Source organism: Aminobacter sp. MET-1, from assembly GCF_026521175.1.
Lineage (GTDB): Bacteria > Pseudomonadota > Alphaproteobacteria > Rhizobiales > Rhizobiaceae > Aminobacter.
The window spans coordinates 48,401-66,518 of sequence record NZ_JAMSHL010000028.1 but is presented as its reverse complement, the minus strand read 5'-3'; the positions used below and the strand labels follow the sequence as shown (position 1 = coordinate 66,518).

The following is an 18,118-nucleotide window of genomic DNA, read 5'->3' as shown; positions in this document are numbered from 1 at the left end:
ACGTCATGCCCGACCTCGGCCAGCACCGCCGCCTGTACCAAACCAACATAGCCAATGCCGAAAACAGTCAGATTCATAGGCCAGATCCTATTCGCGCCCGTGCGCTTCGCACGCGCTTGATACAGGAATTTGACAGCGCGTAGAAGTTCAGACGGCTACTGAATGGCGGGCCGCTCCCTGGCCGAGATAGGCGTCGAAGCGCGCCGCAATCGAACGCACGAAAGGTTTGCCGCGCTCGGTGACGACAAAGCGGTTGCCGGAGCGGATGAAGATGCCGTCGCGATCACCGGTGGCCACAAGTTCGGCCTCGGCAATCACCGTGCGTGCAGCATCGCCGAAACGGCACAGCAATTCGCAGCGCGAGAACGAGAAATCGCACATCAGCCGTTCGATGACCCAGGAGCGCATGCGGTCCGCATCGCTGAGCGCCACGCCGCGCACGGTGGCCAACCCGCCTGCGAGCACGCGGCGCTCATATTCACCCGTCGCCGGCATGTTCTGGACATAACCCTGAGGCAGAAGCCCGATCGACGATGCGCCGAGCCCAATCAGCGCGTCGGCCTGGTCTGTCGTGTAACCCTGGAAGTTGCGGCGCAGCGTGCCCGAGCGTGCTGCGACGGCAAGGCTGTCGTCGGGCAGCGCGAAATGATCCATTCCGACGGCCTCGTAGCCTGCAGCCAGGATCAGCCGGGTCGCCACCTCGGCCTGCTCCAGCCGTGCCGAGGCATCCGGCAGCAGCGCCTCATCGATCATCGTCTGGTGCTTCTTCATCCACGGCACATGCGCATAACCGAACAAGGCGATACGATCCGGGCGAAGCGACAGCACCGACTCCGTCGTCGTTGCGATGCTGTCGAGCGTCTGGTGCGGCAGACCATAGAGCATGTCGAGGTTGACCGAACCCACGCCGCGCGCCCTCACCGCATCGACGACCGACTTCGTCTGCTCGAAAGTCTGTTCGCGGTTGATGGTCTGCTGCACGCGCGGATCGAAGTCCTGCACGCCAAGGCTGGCGCGCGTCATGCCGATGGCGGCCAGCGCATCGAAACGCGCCTCGTCCATGTCGTTGGGGTCCATCTCGACGCTGATTTCGGCATCTGGTGCGAAGGCAAAGCTCGAGCGCATTCTTTCGCCCAGCGCACGGATGTGCTCCGGCTTGAGCAGCGTCGGCGAACCACCGCCGAAATGCAGCGCCGTGACATTGAGCCTTTTGCCGGTGAGTGCCGCGACCGTCTCGATCTCGGCGTCGAGCGCCTGGAGATAGCGCTCGACCGGATCGTACTGGCGCGTCTGCTTGGTGTGGCAGGCGCAGAACCAGCACAGCCGATCGCAATAGGGAATATGGACATAGAGCGATCCCAACGCCCCCCTGGGCAGCGCGCGCAACCAGTCGCCATAGGTCGCCGACGACACCTCGGCATTGAAGTGCGGCGCAGTCGGATAGCTGGTGTAGCGCGGCACGGGCGCTGCGTATTTCTCGACGAGGGTCTTGTCCATGAGGGTCTCCGTCTTTGCCACAGACTGGAACCCGAGCGCCTCGACTGCCTTGACCTGGATCAACCCTTTGTATGTGCGGACACAATGACACGGTTCCTTTTCCTGATGCCGGCACCTAGATTGGGCAAATCAGACGGCCGGACGATGCGATGACCATTCGCCAGGACATTCACAACTCGGAGATTCCAGCGCTGTGCCGCTCCTGCGAGGCACGGCACCGTGGCGTCTGCGGCGCACTGACGTCCGAGCAGTTGGTCGAGCTCAGCCGCCACACGACCAAGCGCAAGGTCGAACCGGGCACGGTGCTGGTGTCGGATGCCGACACCATCGACAGCTATGCCAATGTGCTGTCAGGCGTGGTCAAGCTGACCAAAACGCTGCCCGATGGCCGCCAGCAGATCGTCGGCCTGCAGTTTGCTCCTGATTTCATCGGCCGGCCGTTCAAGCGGGAAAGCTCGATCACCGCCGAAGCGGCGACGCCGGTGCGTGTCTGCGCCTTTCCCAAGACGTCGCTCGACCGGATGATCGAGCTGTCGCCGGAGCTAGGGCACCGGCTGCATGTGCAGGCGCTCAACGAACTGGACGACGCACGCGACTGGATGCTGACCCTCGGTCGCAAGACCGCCGCCGAGCGCGTCGCCTCGTTCCTGCATCTGATTGCCCGTCATGCCGATCCTGAAACGGAGCTCGATGGCGAGGTCAGCTTCGACCTGCCCTTGACCCGCGCCGACATCGCCGACTTCCTCGGCCTGACCATCGAGACGGTCAGCCGCCAGCTGACCAAGCTGCGCAAGGACGGCGTGATTTCAGTCGAGCACAACCGCCACATCACCGTCTTCGACCTCTCCAAGCTCGAACGCCGCGCCAACATCTGAGGCTGGGAGATCCAAAGTTGCCTCAGGGCTCCAGCGTCAGCTGGGCGATGACGTGGTCATGTTCAAAGGCGATGTGGCGCCTGAGCGCACCGAAGAAGCCGCGCAGCATGAAACCCAGTGTCTCGGGATTCTCAGGCCTGCCGCGGCGAGCCGTTGCCCTGAGCGTATCGCGCAGTTCGGCGGCATAACCCTCATCCTCGAAATGCTCGTTCTTGAGCCTGGCGATCGTCTTGCGCGTCTCGGCGCTGTGCAGCAGCCGGGCGGCGAAATACGGATAAACCCGCTGCTCCTCGAAACGATGGATCTTGACCATCTGCGGTCCCAGCGCCCGCGCCGCCAGCAGACACTCGCGCCGGTCGAGCCCCGGCAGTGAATCGGCGATTGCCTCCAGTCGATGGCACAGGACGAGCTTGGCGGCATGCGCCCGCCGCATCGCTGCGACGGCGTCCTGCAGAGCCGTGTCCTCCGATCCGACCGTCATCTGACTGCGTGCACTCATCTTGTCTCGAGGTTCCTCTTTGCCCCGGAAGCTGATCTGACACGGGCGGCTTGACCTTGATCCAGATCAAGGCAGTGTAGGCAACTGTCGTAGAAGTGTGGCGTCTGGCGCCGGCGAGGGACCTTTCGGCGCCCAGATTTCGTCGGGGATCGCTATGAAATACGGAATGGAAGTCATCCTGCTGGCATTGGCGGCGTTCGCCGCCTTGCTTGGCGCCGCCTTTGCGCAGGACAACCAGTTCGGCGCTCACATGTGGGTGCTGTTCTTCGTGCTGACGGCAGGCGCCGTCGTTCTGATGCGCAGCAGCAGCTACGCACCGGTCGATATCCTCGCGGAGGACAAGTCGGCCTACATGGACGGACCGGTGCGCTATGGCGTCATTGCCACGGTGTTCTGGGGCGTCGTCGGCTTCCTGGTCGGCGTCGTTGTGGCGGCCCAGCTCGCCTTCCCCGACCTCAACATCGAGCCCTGGCTCAACTTCGGTCGCGTTCGCCCGCTGCACACCTCGGCGGTCATCTTCGCCTTCGGCGGCAACGCGCTGATCGCCACCTCCTTCTACGTCGTCCAGCGCACCTCACGGGCCCGTCTCTTCGGCGGCAATCTCGCCTGGTACGTGTTCTGGGGCTACCAGCTTTTCATCGTGCTCGCCGCCACCGGCTACCTCTTGGGCATCACCCAGAGCCGCGAATATGCCGAGCCCGAATGGTATGTCGACATCTTCCTGACGGTCGTCTGGGTCGCCTATCTGGTCGTCTTCCTTGGCACGATCCTGAAGCGCAAGGAGCCGCATATCTATGTGGCCAACTGGTTCTACCTCGCCTTCATCGTCACCATCGCGATGCTGCACGTCGTCAACAACCTTGCGGTGCCCGCCTCCTTCCTCGGCTCCAAGAGCTATTCGCTGTTCTCAGGCGTGCAGGACGCGCTGACACAGTGGTGGTACGGCCACAACGCGGTCGGCTTTTTCCTGACCGCCGGCTTCCTCGGCATGATGTACTATTTCGTGCCCAAGCAGGCCGGACGCCCCGTCTATTCCTACCGTCTGTCGATCATCCACTTCTGGTCACTGATCTTCCTCTACATCTGGGCCGGCCCGCATCACCTGCACTACACCGCCCTGCCCGACTGGGCGCAGACGCTCGGCATGGTGTTCTCGATCATGCTGTGGATGCCGTCCTGGGGCGGCATGATCAACGGCCTGATGACGCTGTCCGGCGCCTGGGACAAGATCCGTACCGATCCGATCATCCGCATGATGGTCGTCGCCATCGCTTTCTACGGCATGTCGACCTTCGAAGGCCCGATGATGTCGATCAAGGCGGTCAACTCGCTCAGCCACTACACCGAGTGGACGATCGGCCATGTCCATTCCGGCGCGCTTGGTTGGAACGGCATGATCACCTTCGGCGCCATCTACTTCCTGGTGCCGCGCCTGTGGGGTCGCGAACGGCTCTATTCGATGCGCTTGGTCACCTGGCATTTCTGGCTCGCCACGCTCGGCATCGTCGTCTACGCGGCGGTCATGTGGGTTGCCGGCATCAGCCAGGGCCTGATGTGGCGCGAATACGACGAGCAGGGTTTCCTGGTCTATTCCTTCGCCGAAAGCGTCGCTGCCATGAAGCCCTATTACATCGTCCGCACCATCGGCGGCCTGATGTTCCTCGCCGGCGCACTGGTCATGGCCTGGAACGTCTACATGACGATCCGCGGCTACCAGCGCCAGGAAGAGCCGCTGCCCGGCTCGGCTCCCGCACTCCAGCCCGCCCAGTAAGGATTTGAGACATGGCACTGCTCGACAAACACAAGACAATCGAGAAGAACGCTACCCTGCTCCTGGTCGGCACGCTGTTCGTGGTCAGCATCGGCGGTCTCGTCCAGATCACGCCGCTGTTCTATCTCGAAAACACCATCGAGAAGGTCGAGGGCATGCGGCCTTACTCGCCGCTGGAGCTGGCCGGACGCAACATCTACATCCGCGAGGGTTGCTACACCTGCCATAGCCAGATGATCCGCCCCTTCCGTGACGAGGTCGAACGCTACGGCCACTATAGCCTGGCGGCGGAGTCGATGTACGACCATCCCTTCCAGTGGGGATCCAAGCGCACCGGCCCCGACCTTGCCCGCGTCGGCAACCGCTACTCCAATGAATGGCATGTCCAGCATCTGGTCGAGCCGCGTTCGGTGGTGCCGGAATCGATCATGCCGAGCTACGCGTTCCTCAAGGAGACGCCGCTCGCCGTGAAGAACATCAGCTACGATCTCATCGCCAACCGCCGCGTCGGCGTGCCCTACAGCGACGAGATGATCGCCACCGCCGACGCCGACCTTAAGGCGCAGGCCGACCCGAACGCCGACACCTCGGGTCTTCTGGCACGCTATCCCAAAGCCAAGCTGGGCGACTTCGACGGCAATCCGGCAACTCTGACCGAAATGGATGCGCTGGTCGCCTATCTGCAGATGCTCGGCACGCTGGTCGACTTCTCGACCTACGATCCGGCAACCGGCTACCGCTAAGGAGATACGTCATGGACTACACGACGTTGCGACATTTCGCGGACAGCTGGGGGCTGCTTGCGATGACCGTATTCTTCATCGGCGCGGTTGTGTTCGCGCTTCGCCCCGGCAGCAAGGAAGCTGCCGAGCGGGCGGCCCAAATTCCGCTCAAGGAGGACTGATCTGTGAGCGAAAAGCATATCGACGAATTGTCCGGCGTCGAAACAACCGGACACGAATGGGACGGCATCCGGGAACTCAACAATCCGATGCCGCGCTGGTGGTTGTGGACCTTCTACGCCACCATCGTCTGGGCGCTGGCCTACACCATTGCCTATCCGGCCTGGCCGATGATCAGCAGCGCCACATCGGGCATGCTCGGTTATTCGAGCCGCGCCGAGGTGCAGACAGAACTGGCTGCCGCCGAACAGGCCAAGAGCGCCTATGTCGAGGCGGTCAAGGCGAAGAGCGTCGACGAGATCCTCGCCGACGACAATCTGCGCCAGTTCGCCACTGCTGCCGGTTCTGCCGCGTTCAAGGTCAACTGCATCCAGTGCCACGGTTCCGGCGCGCAGGGGTCGCCCGGCTTCCCCAATCTCAATGACGACGAATGGCTGTGGGGCGGCAAGATCGACCAGATCTACCAGACCATCGCACACGGCGTCCGATTTGCCGGCGACGAGGAAACGCATGCCTCGGAGATGCCGGCCTTTGCCGAGATCCTCGAGCCGCAGCAGGTCAACGAGGTCGCGGCCTATGTCGCCAGCCTCTCGGGTACCGCCGACACGCCCGATCTGGTTCCCGCCGGCGCCAAGGTCTTCGCCGACAATTGCGCCGCCTGTCACGGCGAGAACGCCAAGGGCAACAAGGAGATGGGCGCGCCCGACCTGACGGACGCTATCGCGCTCTACGCCTCGGGCCAGGCGGCGATCGCCCAGCAGGTCCGCCATCCCAAGCACGGCGTGATGCCGGCCTGGGGCGCCCGGCTCGGCGACGTGAAGGTCAAGGAACTTGCCATCTTCGTCCATTCGCTCGGCGGCGGCGAATAACCCTCCAACGCTCCCGGGGCGATGGATGAAGGACGAAGAGAGGCTCGGCAGGGATGTCGGGCCTCTTTTGCACGTAGGCAGGCCGAAGCCGGGTCGGGGTTGACCTGGGTCAAGGCCGCGAGACGGCCGATGAGGCAAAGACGTGACGACCTTGCCGATTTTGTCCGGCAGGCGTCCAGCAGGAGAAGAGAATGCTTGACGAACAGGACGTGGAGAGGCTCGAAGTCGAGGCGGTCAATTCGGCCAAGACCCGCCAGCCACTCTACACTGCGCGCAAGAAGGTCTTTCCCAAGCGCGCGTCGGGCAATTTTCGCCGGTTCAAGTGGCTGGTCATGCTGGTCACGCTTGGTATCTACTACCTGACGCCGTGGATCCGCTGGGACCGCGGCCCCTATGCTCCCGACCAGGCCGTCCTGCTCGACATCGCCAACAGGCGCTTCTACTTCTTCGCCATCGAGATCTGGCCGCAGGAATTCTTCTACGTCGCCGGCCTCCTGGTCATGGCCGGCATCGGCCTTTTCCTCGTTACCTCGACGGTTGGCCGCGCCTGGTGCGGCTACACCTGCCCGCAGACCGTGTGGGTCGACCTCTTCCTCGTGGTCGAGCGCGGAATCGAGGGCGACCGCAATGCCCGCATCAAGCTCGACAGCGCGCCCTGGTCCTTCGACAAGCTGTGGAAGCGTGTTTCCAAGCATGCGATCTGGCTGGTCATTGCGGTGGCCACCGGCGGCGCCTGGATCTTCTACTTCGCCGATGCGCCCAAGCTGCTTGGCGACTTCGTCAGCGGCCAGGCGGATCCCGTCGCCTACATCACCGTCGCCATCCTGACCGCCACGACCTACGTCTTCGGCGGGCTGATGCGCGAACAGGTCTGTACCTACATGTGCCCATGGCCGCGCATCCAGGCAGCGATGCTGGACGAGAACTCGCTGACCGTCACCTACAACGACTGGCGCGGCGAACCCCGCACCCGCCACGCCAAGAAGGCAGCGGCCGAAGGCTTGTCGGTCGGCGATTGCGTCGACTGCAACGCCTGCGTCGCCGTCTGCCCGATGGGCATCGACATCCGCGACGGCCAGCAGCTCGAATGCATCACCTGCGCGCTGTGCATAGACGCCTGCGACAGCGTCATGGACAAGATCGGCAAGGAACGCGGCCTGATCTCCTACGCGACGCTGGCCGACTACCAGTCGAACATGGCGATTGCCACCAACCCCGAAACCGGCGCGATCGACCCGAAGCGGGTGCGCGACACCAAGGGCAAGTTCAGCGACAAGGTCTCGCATTTCCACTTCCGCCGCCTCTTCCGGCTGCGCACCTTGATCTATGCCGGTGCCTGGAGCCTGATCGGCGTGGCCCTGCTCGTTGCCCTGTTCAGCCGCGACCGGCTCGACATCAACGTGCTGCAGGACCGCAACCCGCAATTTGTCGTCCTCTCCGACGGCTCGATCCGCAACGGCTACACCGTCAAGCTGCTCAACATGGTTCCCGAACCTCGGACTCTGACGCTGAGCCTCGACGGCCTGCCCGGCGCGCAGATGAGCGTGGTCGGCATGAGCCAGGCCGAGAGCCGCTCGGTTTCGGTCAATGCCGAGCCTGACAAACTGACGACAATGAAGGTCTATGTGCGGCTGCCGCGCGACAACCTCGGTGAGGCACATAGCTTCAACTTCGTGGTCGAGGATCAGGCGAGTTCCGAACGGGACACTTATGCTGCAAAATTCAACGTCCCGGAGGGCAGATAGATGAGCACCGTTCAGCCAAAGCAGTTCACCGGCTGGCATATGCTGGCCATCATGGTTGCCTTCTTCGGCGTCATCATCTCCGTCAACCTTTTGATGGCGACCTTTGCCAACACCAGCTGGACCGGCCTCGTCGTCCAGAACACCTATGTCGCCAGCCAGCAATTCAACGAAAAGCAGGCTGAGTCGCGGGCCCAGGCGGCCCTTGGCTGGAAAGGGTCCCTGACCATCGCCAATGGCAGGATCAGCTATCACCTCGTCGACGCCTCCGGCTCGGCCATCCCGGTTGACGGCGTCACCGCCTCATTCCGCCGTCCGGCCTACGAAAAGGAGGACTGGCAGGCGACGCTGGCACGCGGCGCCGACGGCGCGTTTGCGGTCACAGCCGAGGTCCGTGACGGCATCTGGATCGTCGACACCGAGGCGAAGGTGACCAACGGCGCGCCCTACCGCGAGGCACGCCGCATCACGGTGAGCAATGGAGGGCTGAAATGAGCTGCTGCGCTCCCGACATCGATACGTTGCAAGGCCTGCCCCTGGGTGCCGCCAAGGGCCCATCGCGCGAGGAACTGACACTGTCGAGCCGCACCCTGCCGGGTGGGTTGCGCCAGAGCGATCTCGCCGTGCCCGGCGTCCACTGCGGCGCCTGCATCACCAACATCGAAAAGGCGCTGGGCAGCCTCGACGGCGTCGAGCAGGCCCGCGTCAACCTGTCGACCCGCCGCGTGTCGGTGCGCTGGCGCGACGACGCCGGGGCACCGCCTCTGTCCGACGCACTGGCAAGGCTGGGCTACGAGAGCCATCTGTTCGAACAGGGCGCCGACGACAAGGACGAGACGCTTGCCGAGCTGATCCGTGGGCTCGGCATTGCCGGCTTCGCCGCCGGCAACATCATGCTGCTGTCGGTATCGGTATGGTCGGGCGCGACAGACGCCACACGCGACCTGTTCCACTGGCTGTCCGCGCTGATCGCCCTGCCCGCACTGGCCTATGCCGGTCGCATCTTCTTCCGCTCGGCCTGGGGCGCTCTGAGCAACGGCCGCACCAACATGGACGTGCCAATCTCCATCGGCATCCTGCTCGCCTACAGCCTGAGTCTCTACGACACCGCCAACAGCGGCCCGCACGCCTATTTCGACGCCTCCGCCTCGCTGCTGTTCTTCCTGTTGATCGGCCGCACGCTTGACCACGTCATGCGCGAGCGTGCCCGCATCGCCGTCAAGGGCCTTGCCCGGCTTGCCGCACGCGGCGCGACGGTGCTGCAGGCAGACGGCACAAGCGCCTACCTGCCAGTCCAGGAGATCGAGCCCGGCATGCAGATTCTGCTCGCCGCAGGCGAACGCGTGCCTGTGGACGCCAAGGTCATCAAGGGACGTTCCGAGCTCGACTGCGCCATCGTCTCAGGCGAAAGCGATCCGGTTGCCGTGGAGTCAGGCACCGCACTGCGCGCCGGTACCCTCAACCTTACCGGCCCACTGACCATTGAAGCAACAGCCAAGGCGCAGGATTCTTTCCTCGCCGAGATGACACGGCTGATGGAAGCCGCCGAAAGCGGCCGTGGCGGCTATCGCCGCATCGCCGACCGGGCCGCAGGGCTTTATGCGCCGGTCCTGCATCTCACCGCCTTCCTGACCTTCGTCGCCTGGATGGTCGCCGACGGCAACTGGCACCAGGCGATCACCATTGCCATTGCCGTGCTGATCATCACCTGCCCCTGCGCGCTTGGGCTTGCCGTGCCGATCGTGCAGGTGGCAGCGGCCCGCCGCCTTTTCGAGAACGGCATCATGGTCAAGGATGGTTCGGCCATGGAGCGCCTGGCCGAAATCGATACGGTCGTGTTCGACAAGACCGGCACGCTGACCCTCGGCATGCCCCGGCTGGTAAATGCCGACGAGATATCGGTGGAAACGCTGTCCCTGGCCGCCGCGATCGCGCTGCATTCGCGTCACCCGATCTCGCGAGCGCTTGCCGAAACGCAGGTCAACAAGCCGGCAAAGGATTGGCAGTTCGACAGCATCGACGAAGTTCCCGGCTTCGGCCTCGAGGCACGTCTGGGTGGCGATACTTACCGCCTCGGACGCGCCGCCTGGGCACTGGGCGAGCCGGTGTCCTCCCTTGGAACGGTCCTGTCCAGGAACGGCAGTGAGCTTGCCGTCTTTACTTTCGAGGACCGGCTGCGCGCCGGCGCCTCTGAAGCCGTTGGGCAGCTGCGCGGCGCGGGCCTGTCGGTCGAGATCGTTTCCGGCGACCGGCCGGAGGTCGTCAACGCCGTCGCAAGGTCGTTGGGCATAACAAGCGCCTCCGCTGGTGTGCTGCCAAGCGGCAAGGTCGAACGTCTCGAGGCGCTCAAGGCGGAAGGCCGCAAGGTGCTGATGGTCGGCGACGGGCTCAATGACGCGCCCGCACTGGCCACGGCCCATGTGTCGATTGCCCCCGCCAGTGCTGCGGACATCGGCCGCAGCGCCTCCGATTTCGTCTTCCTGCGCGAAAGCCTGGTTGCCATCCCACTCGCTCTGGCCACCTCGCGCGAGGCGAACAAGCTGATCCGCCAGAACCTGGTGCTGGCGATCATCTACAACGCCATTGCCGTGCCGATCGCGCTGTTCGGCTACGTCACCCCGCTTGTCGCGGCGCTCGCAATGTCTGTGTCTTCGGTTATTGTGATCGCCAACGGATTGCGCCTCGGCACCGGCAAGGCGCCGGAGCCAAAGGTGGCGGCAATCCCGGCCGAGGCGTATCCGACCAAGGAGGCGATGGCATCATGAGCGGTCTGCTGGTTCTTCTGCCTGTCGCATTGTTTCTCGGCGGGCTCGGGCTCGCGGCCTTCCTCTGGTCGCTGCGCAGCGGCCAGTACGAGGACATGGACGGTGCGGCAGAACGCATCCTGATCGACGACGATTGATCCTTCTCGAAGGTGCGGCCTTTGACCGAAATCCCGGGGATCGCTGGCGATCTCCGGGCTTTTGCATTGGGGCAAGACATTTCGCAAAGGACAAAAAGGCTGCGGCCGGGCGAAGGCCTGTGCTAACAGGACGACATGGCGCAAAAGAAAGCTCACGAAGTCGACTCCTGGCTGGCACGGCCCTCCTCCGAGGCCGTGATCGTGCTGATCTACGGTCCAGACCGTGGCCTCGTTTCCGAGCGCGCAGCAGCCTTTGCAGCCAAGACCGGCCTGCCGCTCGATGACCCCTTCTCCGTGGTCAAGCTCGACGCCGCCGATGTCGAACGCGACAGCGGCCGTCTGGTCGACGAAGCCCGCACCGTGCCGATGTTTGCGCCGCGCCGACTGATCTGGGTGCGCAATGCCGCGGCCCAGAAGAGCCTCGCCGACGACGTGAAAGCGCTGGCCGGCGATCCGCCGCGTGACGCGATCGTCCTGATCGAGGCACAAGACCTCAAGAAGGGCGCTCCTTTGCGTACCATCGTCGAGGGCGCTTTTGCCGGCATGGCCCTGCCCTGCTACGGCGACGAAGCACGCGATCTCGAAACCATCATCGACGACGAACTCCGTATAGCGAACCTGACCATGGCGATGGACGCGCGCAACGCGCTGCGCCGCAGCCTCGGCGGCGACCGGCTCGCCACACGCGGCGAGATCCAGAAGTTGACGCTTTACGCCATGGGCAAGGGCGAAATCTCGCTCGAAGACGTAAAGGACATGATCGGCGACGTCTCGGCCCTGTCACTCGACGACGCCGTCGACGCGGCGCTGGGCGGCAACATTGCCGAGTTCGACCTTGCCTTCACCAAGCAGTGCCAGAACGGTAGCCAGGCGGCACAGCTGCTCGCCGCCGCCATGCGCCACCTTCTCAGCATCCAGCTGATGCGCGGCGATCTCGAGAGCGGCAACCGTAATGCCGCCGCGGTCATTGCGGCAGCGCGGCCGCCTGTCTTCTTCGCCCGCAAGCGTGCGGTCGAGCGCGCCCTGACCAGCTGGAATTCAGCTTCGCTCACCCGCGCCCTGACCCGTCTGCAGGCCACGACGCTGCAGACGCGACGGCGTCCCGAACTCGCTGTGGCCCTGGCGCGCCAAGCTCTTCTCGGGATCGCGGTAGAGGGTGCACGGCTCGCCGCCGGCAGGCGCTAGGCCCAATGTTCTTGCGCAGCAAAGCTCGTGCAGCTGAGCTTGAGCACGACAAAAAACGCCGGCTAACAAGCCGGCGTTTTCGTAGCAAGAATCAATAGATTCAATCACATAGATTCGTTCTTCAGCCGGCGGCAGAGGTCGTCGAGCTGTTCGAGCGAGCGGTAGGCGACGCGCACTTCGCCGCCGCCCTTTTCCTTGTGGGCGATGGAGATCCGCATACCGACGACGTCTGACAGGAGTTTTTCCAGTGCCGCAGTGTCGGGATCCTTGTCCACGGCGCGCCGCTGCTTCTCTTCAGCGACGGCGGATGCCGGCAGCTGCGCCAGCGCTTCGGCCTGGCGCACCGAAAGGCCATCCTCGACGATGCGCTTGGCCAGCCCGACTGGGTCGGCGGCGGTGATCAGCGCGCGCGCATGACCGGCCGACAGCTCGCCATTCACCAGCATATCGCGAACGACGTCGGGCAGTTTGAGCAGCCGCAGCGTGTTGGCGACGTGGCTGCGGCTTTTGCCGATCACCTGACCTAGATCAGCCTGAGTGTAGTTGTGGTCGTCGATGAGCTGCTGGTAGCCGAGCGCTTCTTCAATCGCATTGAGGTCGGTACGCTGGACGTTTTCGATAATCGCCAGCTCGAGCGCCGTGCGATCGTTGACCTCACGCACGATGACGGGGATTTCGTTGACGCCTGCACGCTGCGCGGCGCGCCAGCGACGCTCACCGGCGATGATTTCATAGCGTCCTGCCTGCGCTGCCGGGCGCACCACCACCGGCTGCACCAAACCGTGCTCTCGGATCGACTGCGCCAGATCAGCCAGATCGGCCTCTGCAAAATGCCGGCGTGGATTGCGCGGATTGGGGCTCACGAATTCGATCGGTACCCGCCCGTCGGCCAGCGCCGCAGGCTTTTCCGGCTCCGCCGGCTTGTCCATTTCACCGATCAGAGCTGCGAGGCCTCGTCCGAGCCGCTTTCTGGAAAGGTCTTCGCTCATATTCTTCTTCTTTTCCGGATTGTTTCGGTATCGAATCGGTTACGCGGCGCGCAGCTTGCGCTCACGCCTGATCACTTCGGAAGCCAACTGCAGATAGGCTTGGCTACCCGAGCACTTCAGGTCGTAGAGGATCGCCGGCTTGCCATAGGATGGCGCCTCGGAGATACGCACATTGCGCGGGATCACCGTGTCATAGACCTTCTCGCCCATATGGGCGCGCACGTCTTCGACCACCTGGTTGGCCAGATTGTTGCGTCCATCGAACATGGTGAGGACGATGCCCTGTATGGTCAGGTCGGGATTGATCGTCTGACGAACTTGATTCACCGTCTCAAGCAACTGGCTCAAGCCCTCGAGCGCAAAGAATTCGCACTGCAGCGGCACAAGCACTGAGTCCGCCGCCGCCATCGAATTCAGGGTCAGCAGGTTGAGCGACGGCGGGCAATCGATCAGCACGTAACTATAGGCTGCCGAGCGATTGGCGGCCGCCCGCAGCGCATTGCGCAGCTTGAGCACGCGATCCGCCGCGGAGGCGATTTCCATTTCGATTCCAAGCAGATCGAGCGTCGACGGCACCAGCGACAGACCGGGAACGGCTGTCTCAATCGCCGCTTCCTCGATGGTCAGCTGGCCGGTCAGCACGTCATATGACGACACACTGCGGTCGCGGCGGTCTACGCCCAGGCCGGTACTTGCGTTACCCTGTGGATCGAGGTCGATGATGAGAACGCGCTCACCGATCGCGGCAAGTGCTGTCGCCAGATTGATGGCCGTCGTCGTCTTGCCGACGCCGCCCTTCTGATTGGCTACTGTGATGATTCTTGGCGTGTTTTTCATGGCTCGACTGCTGTCTTTCGTCTCAAAACAAGCGTCGCTCAAGCGCGACGCAGGTTCCGAATCTCGAGGATGACTCCCTGCGCGTCGGTCAGGCTGGGATGTTCTACCAGATCGAATCGCCACTGATGAGCGCTATCTTCGATCTCCTGGCGGTAATCCCGGCCTTTATGAAACAGCGCCACCGTTCCGGCCTCCAGCCATGGTGCCGACAGCTCCAGGAGCAGCGGTAGTGGTGCCAAAGCGCGTGCACTCAATATATCGGGTGCGGTGATGATGTCATGCACATCCTCGATGCGCTTGGAGTGAACCTTGGCCGGCAACCCGAGTTCGCCGACAACCGCCTGCAGGAAACCGGTTTTCTTGCGATTGCTTTCGACCAGATCGATGGACGCGCCCGACCGGTCTGCGATCATCGTCCCAATGATCAAGCCGGGAAAGCCACCACCTGAACCGATGTCGAGCCACTTCTTGGCGTCACCGCCAAGTTTCACGACCTGTGCGCTGTCGAGGATGTGACGTTCCCACACCTCGTTGAGCGTCGACGGCGCTACGAGATTTATCCTCTGCGCCCACTTGCGAAACACGCGTTCGAAGGCCTGAAGGCGTTCGAATGTTTCACGTGAAACTGGCCCTGCGATATCTTGCAACCGGGAATAGCTACTGTCTGCAGTCACGCGGCACCTTTCCGGGATAGCACCTCGGCATTGCGTACATGGGCCAGGATGATGGCCAACGCGGCCGGCGTCATGCCGTCTATCCTTTGCGCCTCCGCCAGGGACCGCGGCCGACGAAGCTTCATCTTCTGCCGCAGCTCGTTGGAAAGGCCGGGAACCGACTCAAAATCAAGCGCTTCGGGGATGGTTCTCTCCTCTTCCTTGAGGATCAATGCCGCATCGGCCTTCTGCCGGTCCAGATAGACAGCATATTTGGCTTCAATTTCAATCGCTTCAGCTGTCTTGCCGTCAATCGACGCAAGCTCTGGCAAGACCTTAACAAGTTGCTTGAGGTCAATGTCGGGATAAGCCAGCAACTCATAGAGTGAGCGTTTGACGCCGTCGAGATTGACTTCGATGCCATGGCGGCGCGCCTCGTTGGGCGACAAGCTGTGTGACGTCGTCAGCGCACGAACGGTGTCGACGCGTGCAGCCATCTCAGCAAAACGCTTCTCGCGTCCACTTGAAGCAATCCCCAGCTCGACGGCAAGCGGCGTCAATCGCCGGTCGGCATTGTCGGCACGCAAGGAAAGCCGAAACTCGGCGCGCGACGTGAACATGCGATAGGGTTCGCTGATCCCGCGGCTCGTCAGGTCATCGACCATCACGCCGATGTAAGCCTGCGTGCGGCTCAGGATCACCGCCTCACCGCCACCTGCCTTGCGCGCGGCATTGAGACCGGCCAGCAGCCCCTGGGCGCCGGCTTCCTCATATCCGGTCGTACCGTTGATCTGGCCTGCGAGGTAAAGGCCGGCCACGCGCCTGGTTTCCAGCGTGGGTTCCAGTTCGCGCGGGTCGATATGATCATATTCAATTGCATAGCCGGGCTGGAGCATGACTGCCTTCTCCAACCCGGGAATCGACTTCAGGATTTCGAGCTGCACGTCTTCCGGCAGCGACGTCGAGATACCGTTAGGATAGACAGTATCGTCGTCGAGACCTTCCGGCTCAAGGAAGATCTGATGACCTTCGCGATCGCCAAATTTGACGATCTTGTCTTCGATCGACGGGCAATAGCGGGGCCCAACGCCTTCAATCGATCCCGAATACATCGCCGATCGGCCGAGATTCTCCCTGATAATGCGATGCGTGGTTTCGGTCGTTCGCGTGATGCCGCACTCGATCTGCGGATTGGTGATCCTGTCCGTCATCAGCGAAAACGGCACGGGGTCCTCATCGGCGGCCTGCTTGTCCAGCGAAGCCCAGTCGATCGTCTTGCCGTCGAGCCGCGGCGGCGTCCCGGTCTTGAGTCGGCCAAGACGCAGCCCTGCCCGTTTGAGCGTCTCCGAAAGCCCTATCGAGGCTTGTTCGTTCATGCGACCGGCAGTGATCTTGCGTTCGCCGATGTGAATAAGGCCGCGCAGGAAGGTTCCGGTGGTCAGGACCACGGCAGCGCAATCCAATCTGCGCCCATCGGCAAGGACGACGGCGGTCACGCGCCCATCGTCGATAATGAAATCAAAGACCTCACCTTCGACTACATCGAGATTCGATTGCGCTGCGATCGCCTCCTGCATCGCAAGACGATAGAGCTTGCGGTCTGCCTGCGTGCGCGGACCGCGCACGGCCGGCCCCTTGCGGCGATTGAGCAGCCGAAATTGAATGCCGGCGGCATCGGCCACTCGGCCCATCAGCCCGTCCAAGGCATCGATCTCGCGGACCAGGTGGCCCTTGCCGAGGCCGCCAATGGCCGGATTGCATGACATGGTGCCAATTGTGTCGCGCCGAAGCGTAACCAGCGCTGTTCTGGCGCCTGCCCGGGCGGATGCAGACGCGGCCTCACAGCCAGCATGCCCCCCGCCCACCACGACAACGTCGTAGCTATCAACCATGACTCTCTCCAGGAAGTGTGTGAGCGGACAGATGTCCCCTTCGTTCCCCTATGTCAAGGGAATCGGACCGGTGATGGTTTCACGTGAAACATTTCACCTTGAGTCAATGGTGATTTGCTGGATGTTTCACGTGAATCACGACTTTCTGCAGGCGGTGGAATGTTTCACGTGAATCATTTTCCGATGCAAAACTGGGAGAAGATCACATCCAGGAGATCTTCCACATCGACAGCGCCGGACAGCTTGCCAATTCGATCTGTCGCCAATCTCAGCTCTTCGGCCTTGAGTTCAAGCATATCGGCAGGATGAGCAAGCGCTGCGCGCATATGGAAAATTGCTTCCCGCAACAGCTCGACGTGCCGCAGGCGTGACGGCAGCACATCGCCCTTTTGGCCAACCGCCTCCCTCGCCCGTTGGCCGATCAAATTAAGCAGGATGTCGATGTTCTCGCCCGTCACGGTCGAAATCTCGAGCGCGTAGGGTTCGCTCCGGGTGCCTGCATTGGCCTGCTTCCGATCCAGCTTGGTACCAATGAGCATCGTAGGCACGCCCTCGGGGGCTTCGATGGAAGCCTCGCCTGAATTCATATCCTCCAGATAGACCACCAGATCGGCAGTCGAAGCACGTTCCCTGGCGCGCGCGATGCCTATCGCCTCAACCCTGCCGGCCGGCTCGCGCAATCCTGCCGTATCGGTGATGCGCACCTTGATGCCGTCGAGATCCAATACGGCCTCTACAAGGTCGCGCGTGGTACCCGGCTCGTCCGTGACGATCGCAGCTTCACGCCGCAGCAGCGCATTGAGCAAGCTCGACTTGCCCGCATTCGGTGCGCCGAGAATGACGACGTCGAAACCATCGCGGATCATCTCGGCGCGGCCATAGCCTTCCGCATGCCGTTCGACTTCGTCACTCAGCACGTCCACGTCCTGCCAAACCTGGTTCGAAATCGACCCGGGAACGTCGGATTCATCGGCGAAGTCCATCTCGGCCTCGATCATGGCGCGCGCATGGATCAGACGCCGGCGCCAGCCGCTGTAGAGCTCGCTTTGAGCGCCGTTCGAATTCATGACAGCAAACTGGCGCTGTGCTTCCGTCTCGGCATTGACCAGATCGGCCAGCGCCTCAGCCTCCAGAAGGTCGATCTTGCCATTCAGGAAGGCGCGACGCGTGAATTCGCCCGCTTGAGCCAGTCGGAATCCGCGCATTTTTCCGATTTCGGCCAGCAATGCGGAAACAACTGCTCGCCCGCCGTGAACCTGGAACTCGCCGCAATCCTCGCCGGTGAAGCTGTTGGGTCCAGGGAAGAACAGCGTGAGGCCATGGTCGATCAGGTCCCCCGATCCGCCATGCAATGGGCCATAATGCGCTTGCCGTGGTCGCGGCAATTTTCCGGATATCGTTTCGATAGCGAATCGAACGTCGGAGCCGGAGATCCTGACAATCGCCACACCTGAGGGCAGGTGGCCGCTGGAAAGCGCGGCGATCGAATCCTTGAATAGCATTTG

17 protein-coding genes are annotated in these 18,118 nt (G+C 62.8%); 10 read left to right on the top strand and 7 right to left on the bottom strand.

Features of this window, described 5'->3' with window-relative positions; all coding sequences use genetic code 11:
• Positions 1 to 147: 147 nt before the first annotated feature.
• Complete coding sequence (gene hemN / locus NDO48_RS26295) at positions 148 to 1,497, bottom strand: oxygen-independent coproporphyrinogen III oxidase (protein ID WP_267322682.1); 1,350 nt, start codon at positions 1,495 to 1,497, stop codon at positions 148 to 150.
• 149 nt (positions 1,498 to 1,646) lie between these two features.
• On the opposite strand from hemN, the gene NDO48_RS26290 reads away from it, so the two are divergent.
• Positions 1,647 to 2,372, top strand: a complete 726-nt coding sequence (locus tag NDO48_RS26290) for a Crp/Fnr family transcriptional regulator (protein WP_018430496.1) — start codon at positions 1,647 to 1,649, stop codon at positions 2,370 to 2,372.
• A 22-nt stretch (positions 2,373 to 2,394) separates the two neighbouring features.
• On the opposite strand, the gene NDO48_RS26285 is transcribed toward NDO48_RS26290, so the two are convergent.
• Positions 2,395 to 2,871, bottom strand: coding sequence for a hemerythrin domain-containing protein (locus NDO48_RS26285; RefSeq protein WP_081623534.1), 477 nt, complete (start codon positions 2,869 to 2,871; stop codon positions 2,395 to 2,397).
• A gap of 154 nt (positions 2,872 to 3,025) precedes the next feature.
• Here NDO48_RS26285 and ccoN point away from each other — a divergent pair, with 154 nt between their 5' ends.
• From ccoN to holA, 9 genes are all read left to right on the top strand, one after another.
• Complete coding sequence (gene ccoN / locus NDO48_RS26280) at positions 3,026 to 4,642, top strand: cytochrome-c oxidase, cbb3-type subunit I (RefSeq protein ID WP_026227702.1); 1,617 nt, start codon at positions 3,026 to 3,028, stop codon at positions 4,640 to 4,642.
• Positions 4,643 to 4,653: 11 nt separating this feature from the next.
• Positions 4,654 to 5,385, top strand: a complete 732-nt coding sequence (ccoO, locus tag NDO48_RS26275; RefSeq protein ID WP_267322681.1) for a cytochrome-c oxidase, cbb3-type subunit II — start codon at positions 4,654 to 4,656, stop codon at positions 5,383 to 5,385.
• An 11-nt stretch (positions 5,386 to 5,396) separates the two neighbouring features.
• On the top strand, positions 5,397 to 5,546 hold the full coding sequence (locus NDO48_RS26270) for a CcoQ/FixQ family Cbb3-type cytochrome c oxidase assembly chaperone (protein WP_018430500.1): 150 nt from the start codon (positions 5,397 to 5,399) through the stop codon (positions 5,544 to 5,546).
• A 3-nt stretch (positions 5,547 to 5,549) separates the two neighbouring features.
• Entirely contained in the window at positions 5,550 to 6,413 is an 864-nt protein-coding gene (ccoP, locus tag NDO48_RS26265; RefSeq protein ID WP_018430501.1) for a cytochrome-c oxidase, cbb3-type subunit III, read from the top strand.
• Between the two features lie 191 nt (positions 6,414 to 6,604).
• A complete protein-coding gene (gene ccoG, locus NDO48_RS26260) occupies positions 6,605 to 8,158 on the top strand; it encodes a cytochrome c oxidase accessory protein CcoG (RefSeq protein ID WP_267322680.1) in 1,554 nt (517 codons plus the stop codon).
• Entirely contained in the window at positions 8,159 to 8,650 is a 492-nt protein-coding gene (locus NDO48_RS26255; RefSeq protein ID WP_018430503.1) for a FixH family protein, read from the top strand.
• A complete protein-coding gene (locus NDO48_RS26250; RefSeq protein WP_267322679.1) occupies positions 8,647 to 10,920 on the top strand; it encodes a cation-translocating P-type ATPase in 2,274 nt (757 codons plus the stop codon). The genes NDO48_RS26255 and NDO48_RS26250 overlap by 4 nt, the downstream gene beginning before the upstream one ends.
• Entirely contained in the window at positions 10,917 to 11,057 is a 141-nt protein-coding gene (gene ccoS / locus NDO48_RS26245; protein ID WP_018430505.1) for a cbb3-type cytochrome oxidase assembly protein CcoS, read from the top strand. The genes NDO48_RS26250 and ccoS overlap by 4 nt, the downstream gene beginning before the upstream one ends.
• Positions 11,058 to 11,192: 135 nt before the next feature.
• The gene (gene holA / locus NDO48_RS26240; RefSeq protein ID WP_018430506.1) at positions 11,193 to 12,242 is read left to right on the top strand and encodes a DNA polymerase III subunit delta; all 1,050 of its coding nucleotides are present in this window, start codon (positions 11,193 to 11,195) and stop codon (positions 12,240 to 12,242) included.
• A gap of 104 nt (positions 12,243 to 12,346) precedes the next feature.
• Here holA and NDO48_RS26235 read toward each other — a convergent pair whose 3' ends face one another.
• The 5 genes from NDO48_RS26235 to mnmE all read right to left on the bottom strand — a co-directional run bounded on the left by NDO48_RS26235 (position 12,347) and on the right by mnmE (position 18,115).
• Positions 12,347 to 13,231, bottom strand: a complete 885-nt coding sequence (locus NDO48_RS26235; protein WP_018430507.1) for a ParB/RepB/Spo0J family partition protein — start codon at positions 13,229 to 13,231, stop codon at positions 12,347 to 12,349.
• Between the two features lie 39 nt (positions 13,232 to 13,270).
• Positions 13,271 to 14,068 (bottom strand): ParA family protein, encoded by a 798-nt coding sequence (locus NDO48_RS26230; RefSeq protein ID WP_018430508.1) that lies wholly within the window; start codon positions 14,066 to 14,068, stop codon positions 13,271 to 13,273.
• Positions 14,069 to 14,106: 38 nt separating this feature from the next.
• Complete coding sequence (gene rsmG / locus NDO48_RS26225; protein WP_040456370.1) at positions 14,107 to 14,742, bottom strand: 16S rRNA (guanine(527)-N(7))-methyltransferase RsmG; 636 nt, start codon at positions 14,740 to 14,742, stop codon at positions 14,107 to 14,109.
• The gene (gene mnmG, locus NDO48_RS26220; RefSeq protein ID WP_267322678.1) at positions 14,739 to 16,613 is read right to left on the bottom strand and encodes a tRNA uridine-5-carboxymethylaminomethyl(34) synthesis enzyme MnmG; all 1,875 of its coding nucleotides are present in this window, start codon (positions 16,611 to 16,613) and stop codon (positions 14,739 to 14,741) included. Before mnmG ends, rsmG begins: the two co-directional genes overlap by 4 nt.
• A 173-nt stretch (positions 16,614 to 16,786) precedes the next feature.
• A complete protein-coding gene (gene mnmE, locus NDO48_RS26215; protein WP_267322677.1) occupies positions 16,787 to 18,115 on the bottom strand; it encodes a tRNA uridine-5-carboxymethylaminomethyl(34) synthesis GTPase MnmE in 1,329 nt (442 codons plus the stop codon).
• Positions 18,116 to 18,118 lie beyond the last annotated feature (3 nt).

What these genes read in the sequence shown, in the direction of transcription:
- hemN (WP_267322682.1), bottom strand. Translation starts at nt 1,497, where the DNA reads ATGGACAAGACCCTCGTCGAGAAATACGCAGCGCCCGTGCCGCGCTAC.
- NDO48_RS26290 (WP_018430496.1), top strand. Translation starts at nt 1,647, where the DNA reads ATGACCATTCGCCAGGACATTCACAACTCGGAGATTCCAGCGCTGTGC.
- NDO48_RS26285 (WP_081623534.1), bottom strand. Translation starts at nt 2,871, where the DNA reads ATGAGTGCACGCAGTCAGATGACGGTCGGATCGGAGGACACGGCTCTG.
- ccoN (WP_026227702.1), top strand. Translation starts at nt 3,026, where the DNA reads ATGAAATACGGAATGGAAGTCATCCTGCTGGCATTGGCGGCGTTCGCC.
- ccoO (WP_267322681.1), top strand. Translation starts at nt 4,654, where the DNA reads ATGGCACTGCTCGACAAACACAAGACAATCGAGAAGAACGCTACCCTG.
- NDO48_RS26270 (WP_018430500.1), top strand. Translation starts at nt 5,397, where the DNA reads ATGGACTACACGACGTTGCGACATTTCGCGGACAGCTGGGGGCTGCTT.
- ccoG (WP_267322680.1), top strand. Translation starts at nt 6,605, where the DNA reads ATGCTTGACGAACAGGACGTGGAGAGGCTCGAAGTCGAGGCGGTCAAT.
- NDO48_RS26255 (WP_018430503.1), top strand. Translation starts at nt 8,159, where the DNA reads ATGAGCACCGTTCAGCCAAAGCAGTTCACCGGCTGGCATATGCTGGCC.
- NDO48_RS26250 (WP_267322679.1), top strand. Translation starts at nt 8,647, where the DNA reads ATGAGCTGCTGCGCTCCCGACATCGATACGTTGCAAGGCCTGCCCCTG.
- ccoS (WP_018430505.1), top strand. Translation starts at nt 10,917, where the DNA reads ATGAGCGGTCTGCTGGTTCTTCTGCCTGTCGCATTGTTTCTCGGCGGG.
- holA (WP_018430506.1), top strand. Translation starts at nt 11,193, where the DNA reads ATGGCGCAAAAGAAAGCTCACGAAGTCGACTCCTGGCTGGCACGGCCC.
- NDO48_RS26235 (WP_018430507.1), bottom strand. Translation starts at nt 13,231, where the DNA reads ATGAGCGAAGACCTTTCCAGAAAGCGGCTCGGACGAGGCCTCGCAGCT.
- NDO48_RS26230 (WP_018430508.1), bottom strand. Translation starts at nt 14,068, where the DNA reads ATGAAAAACACGCCAAGAATCATCACAGTAGCCAATCAGAAGGGCGGC.
- mnmG (WP_267322678.1), bottom strand. Translation starts at nt 16,613, where the DNA reads ATGGTTGATAGCTACGACGTTGTCGTGGTGGGCGGGGGGCATGCTGGC.
- mnmE (WP_267322677.1), bottom strand. Translation starts at nt 18,115, where the DNA reads ATGCTATTCAAGGATTCGATCGCCGCGCTTTCCAGCGGCCACCTGCCC.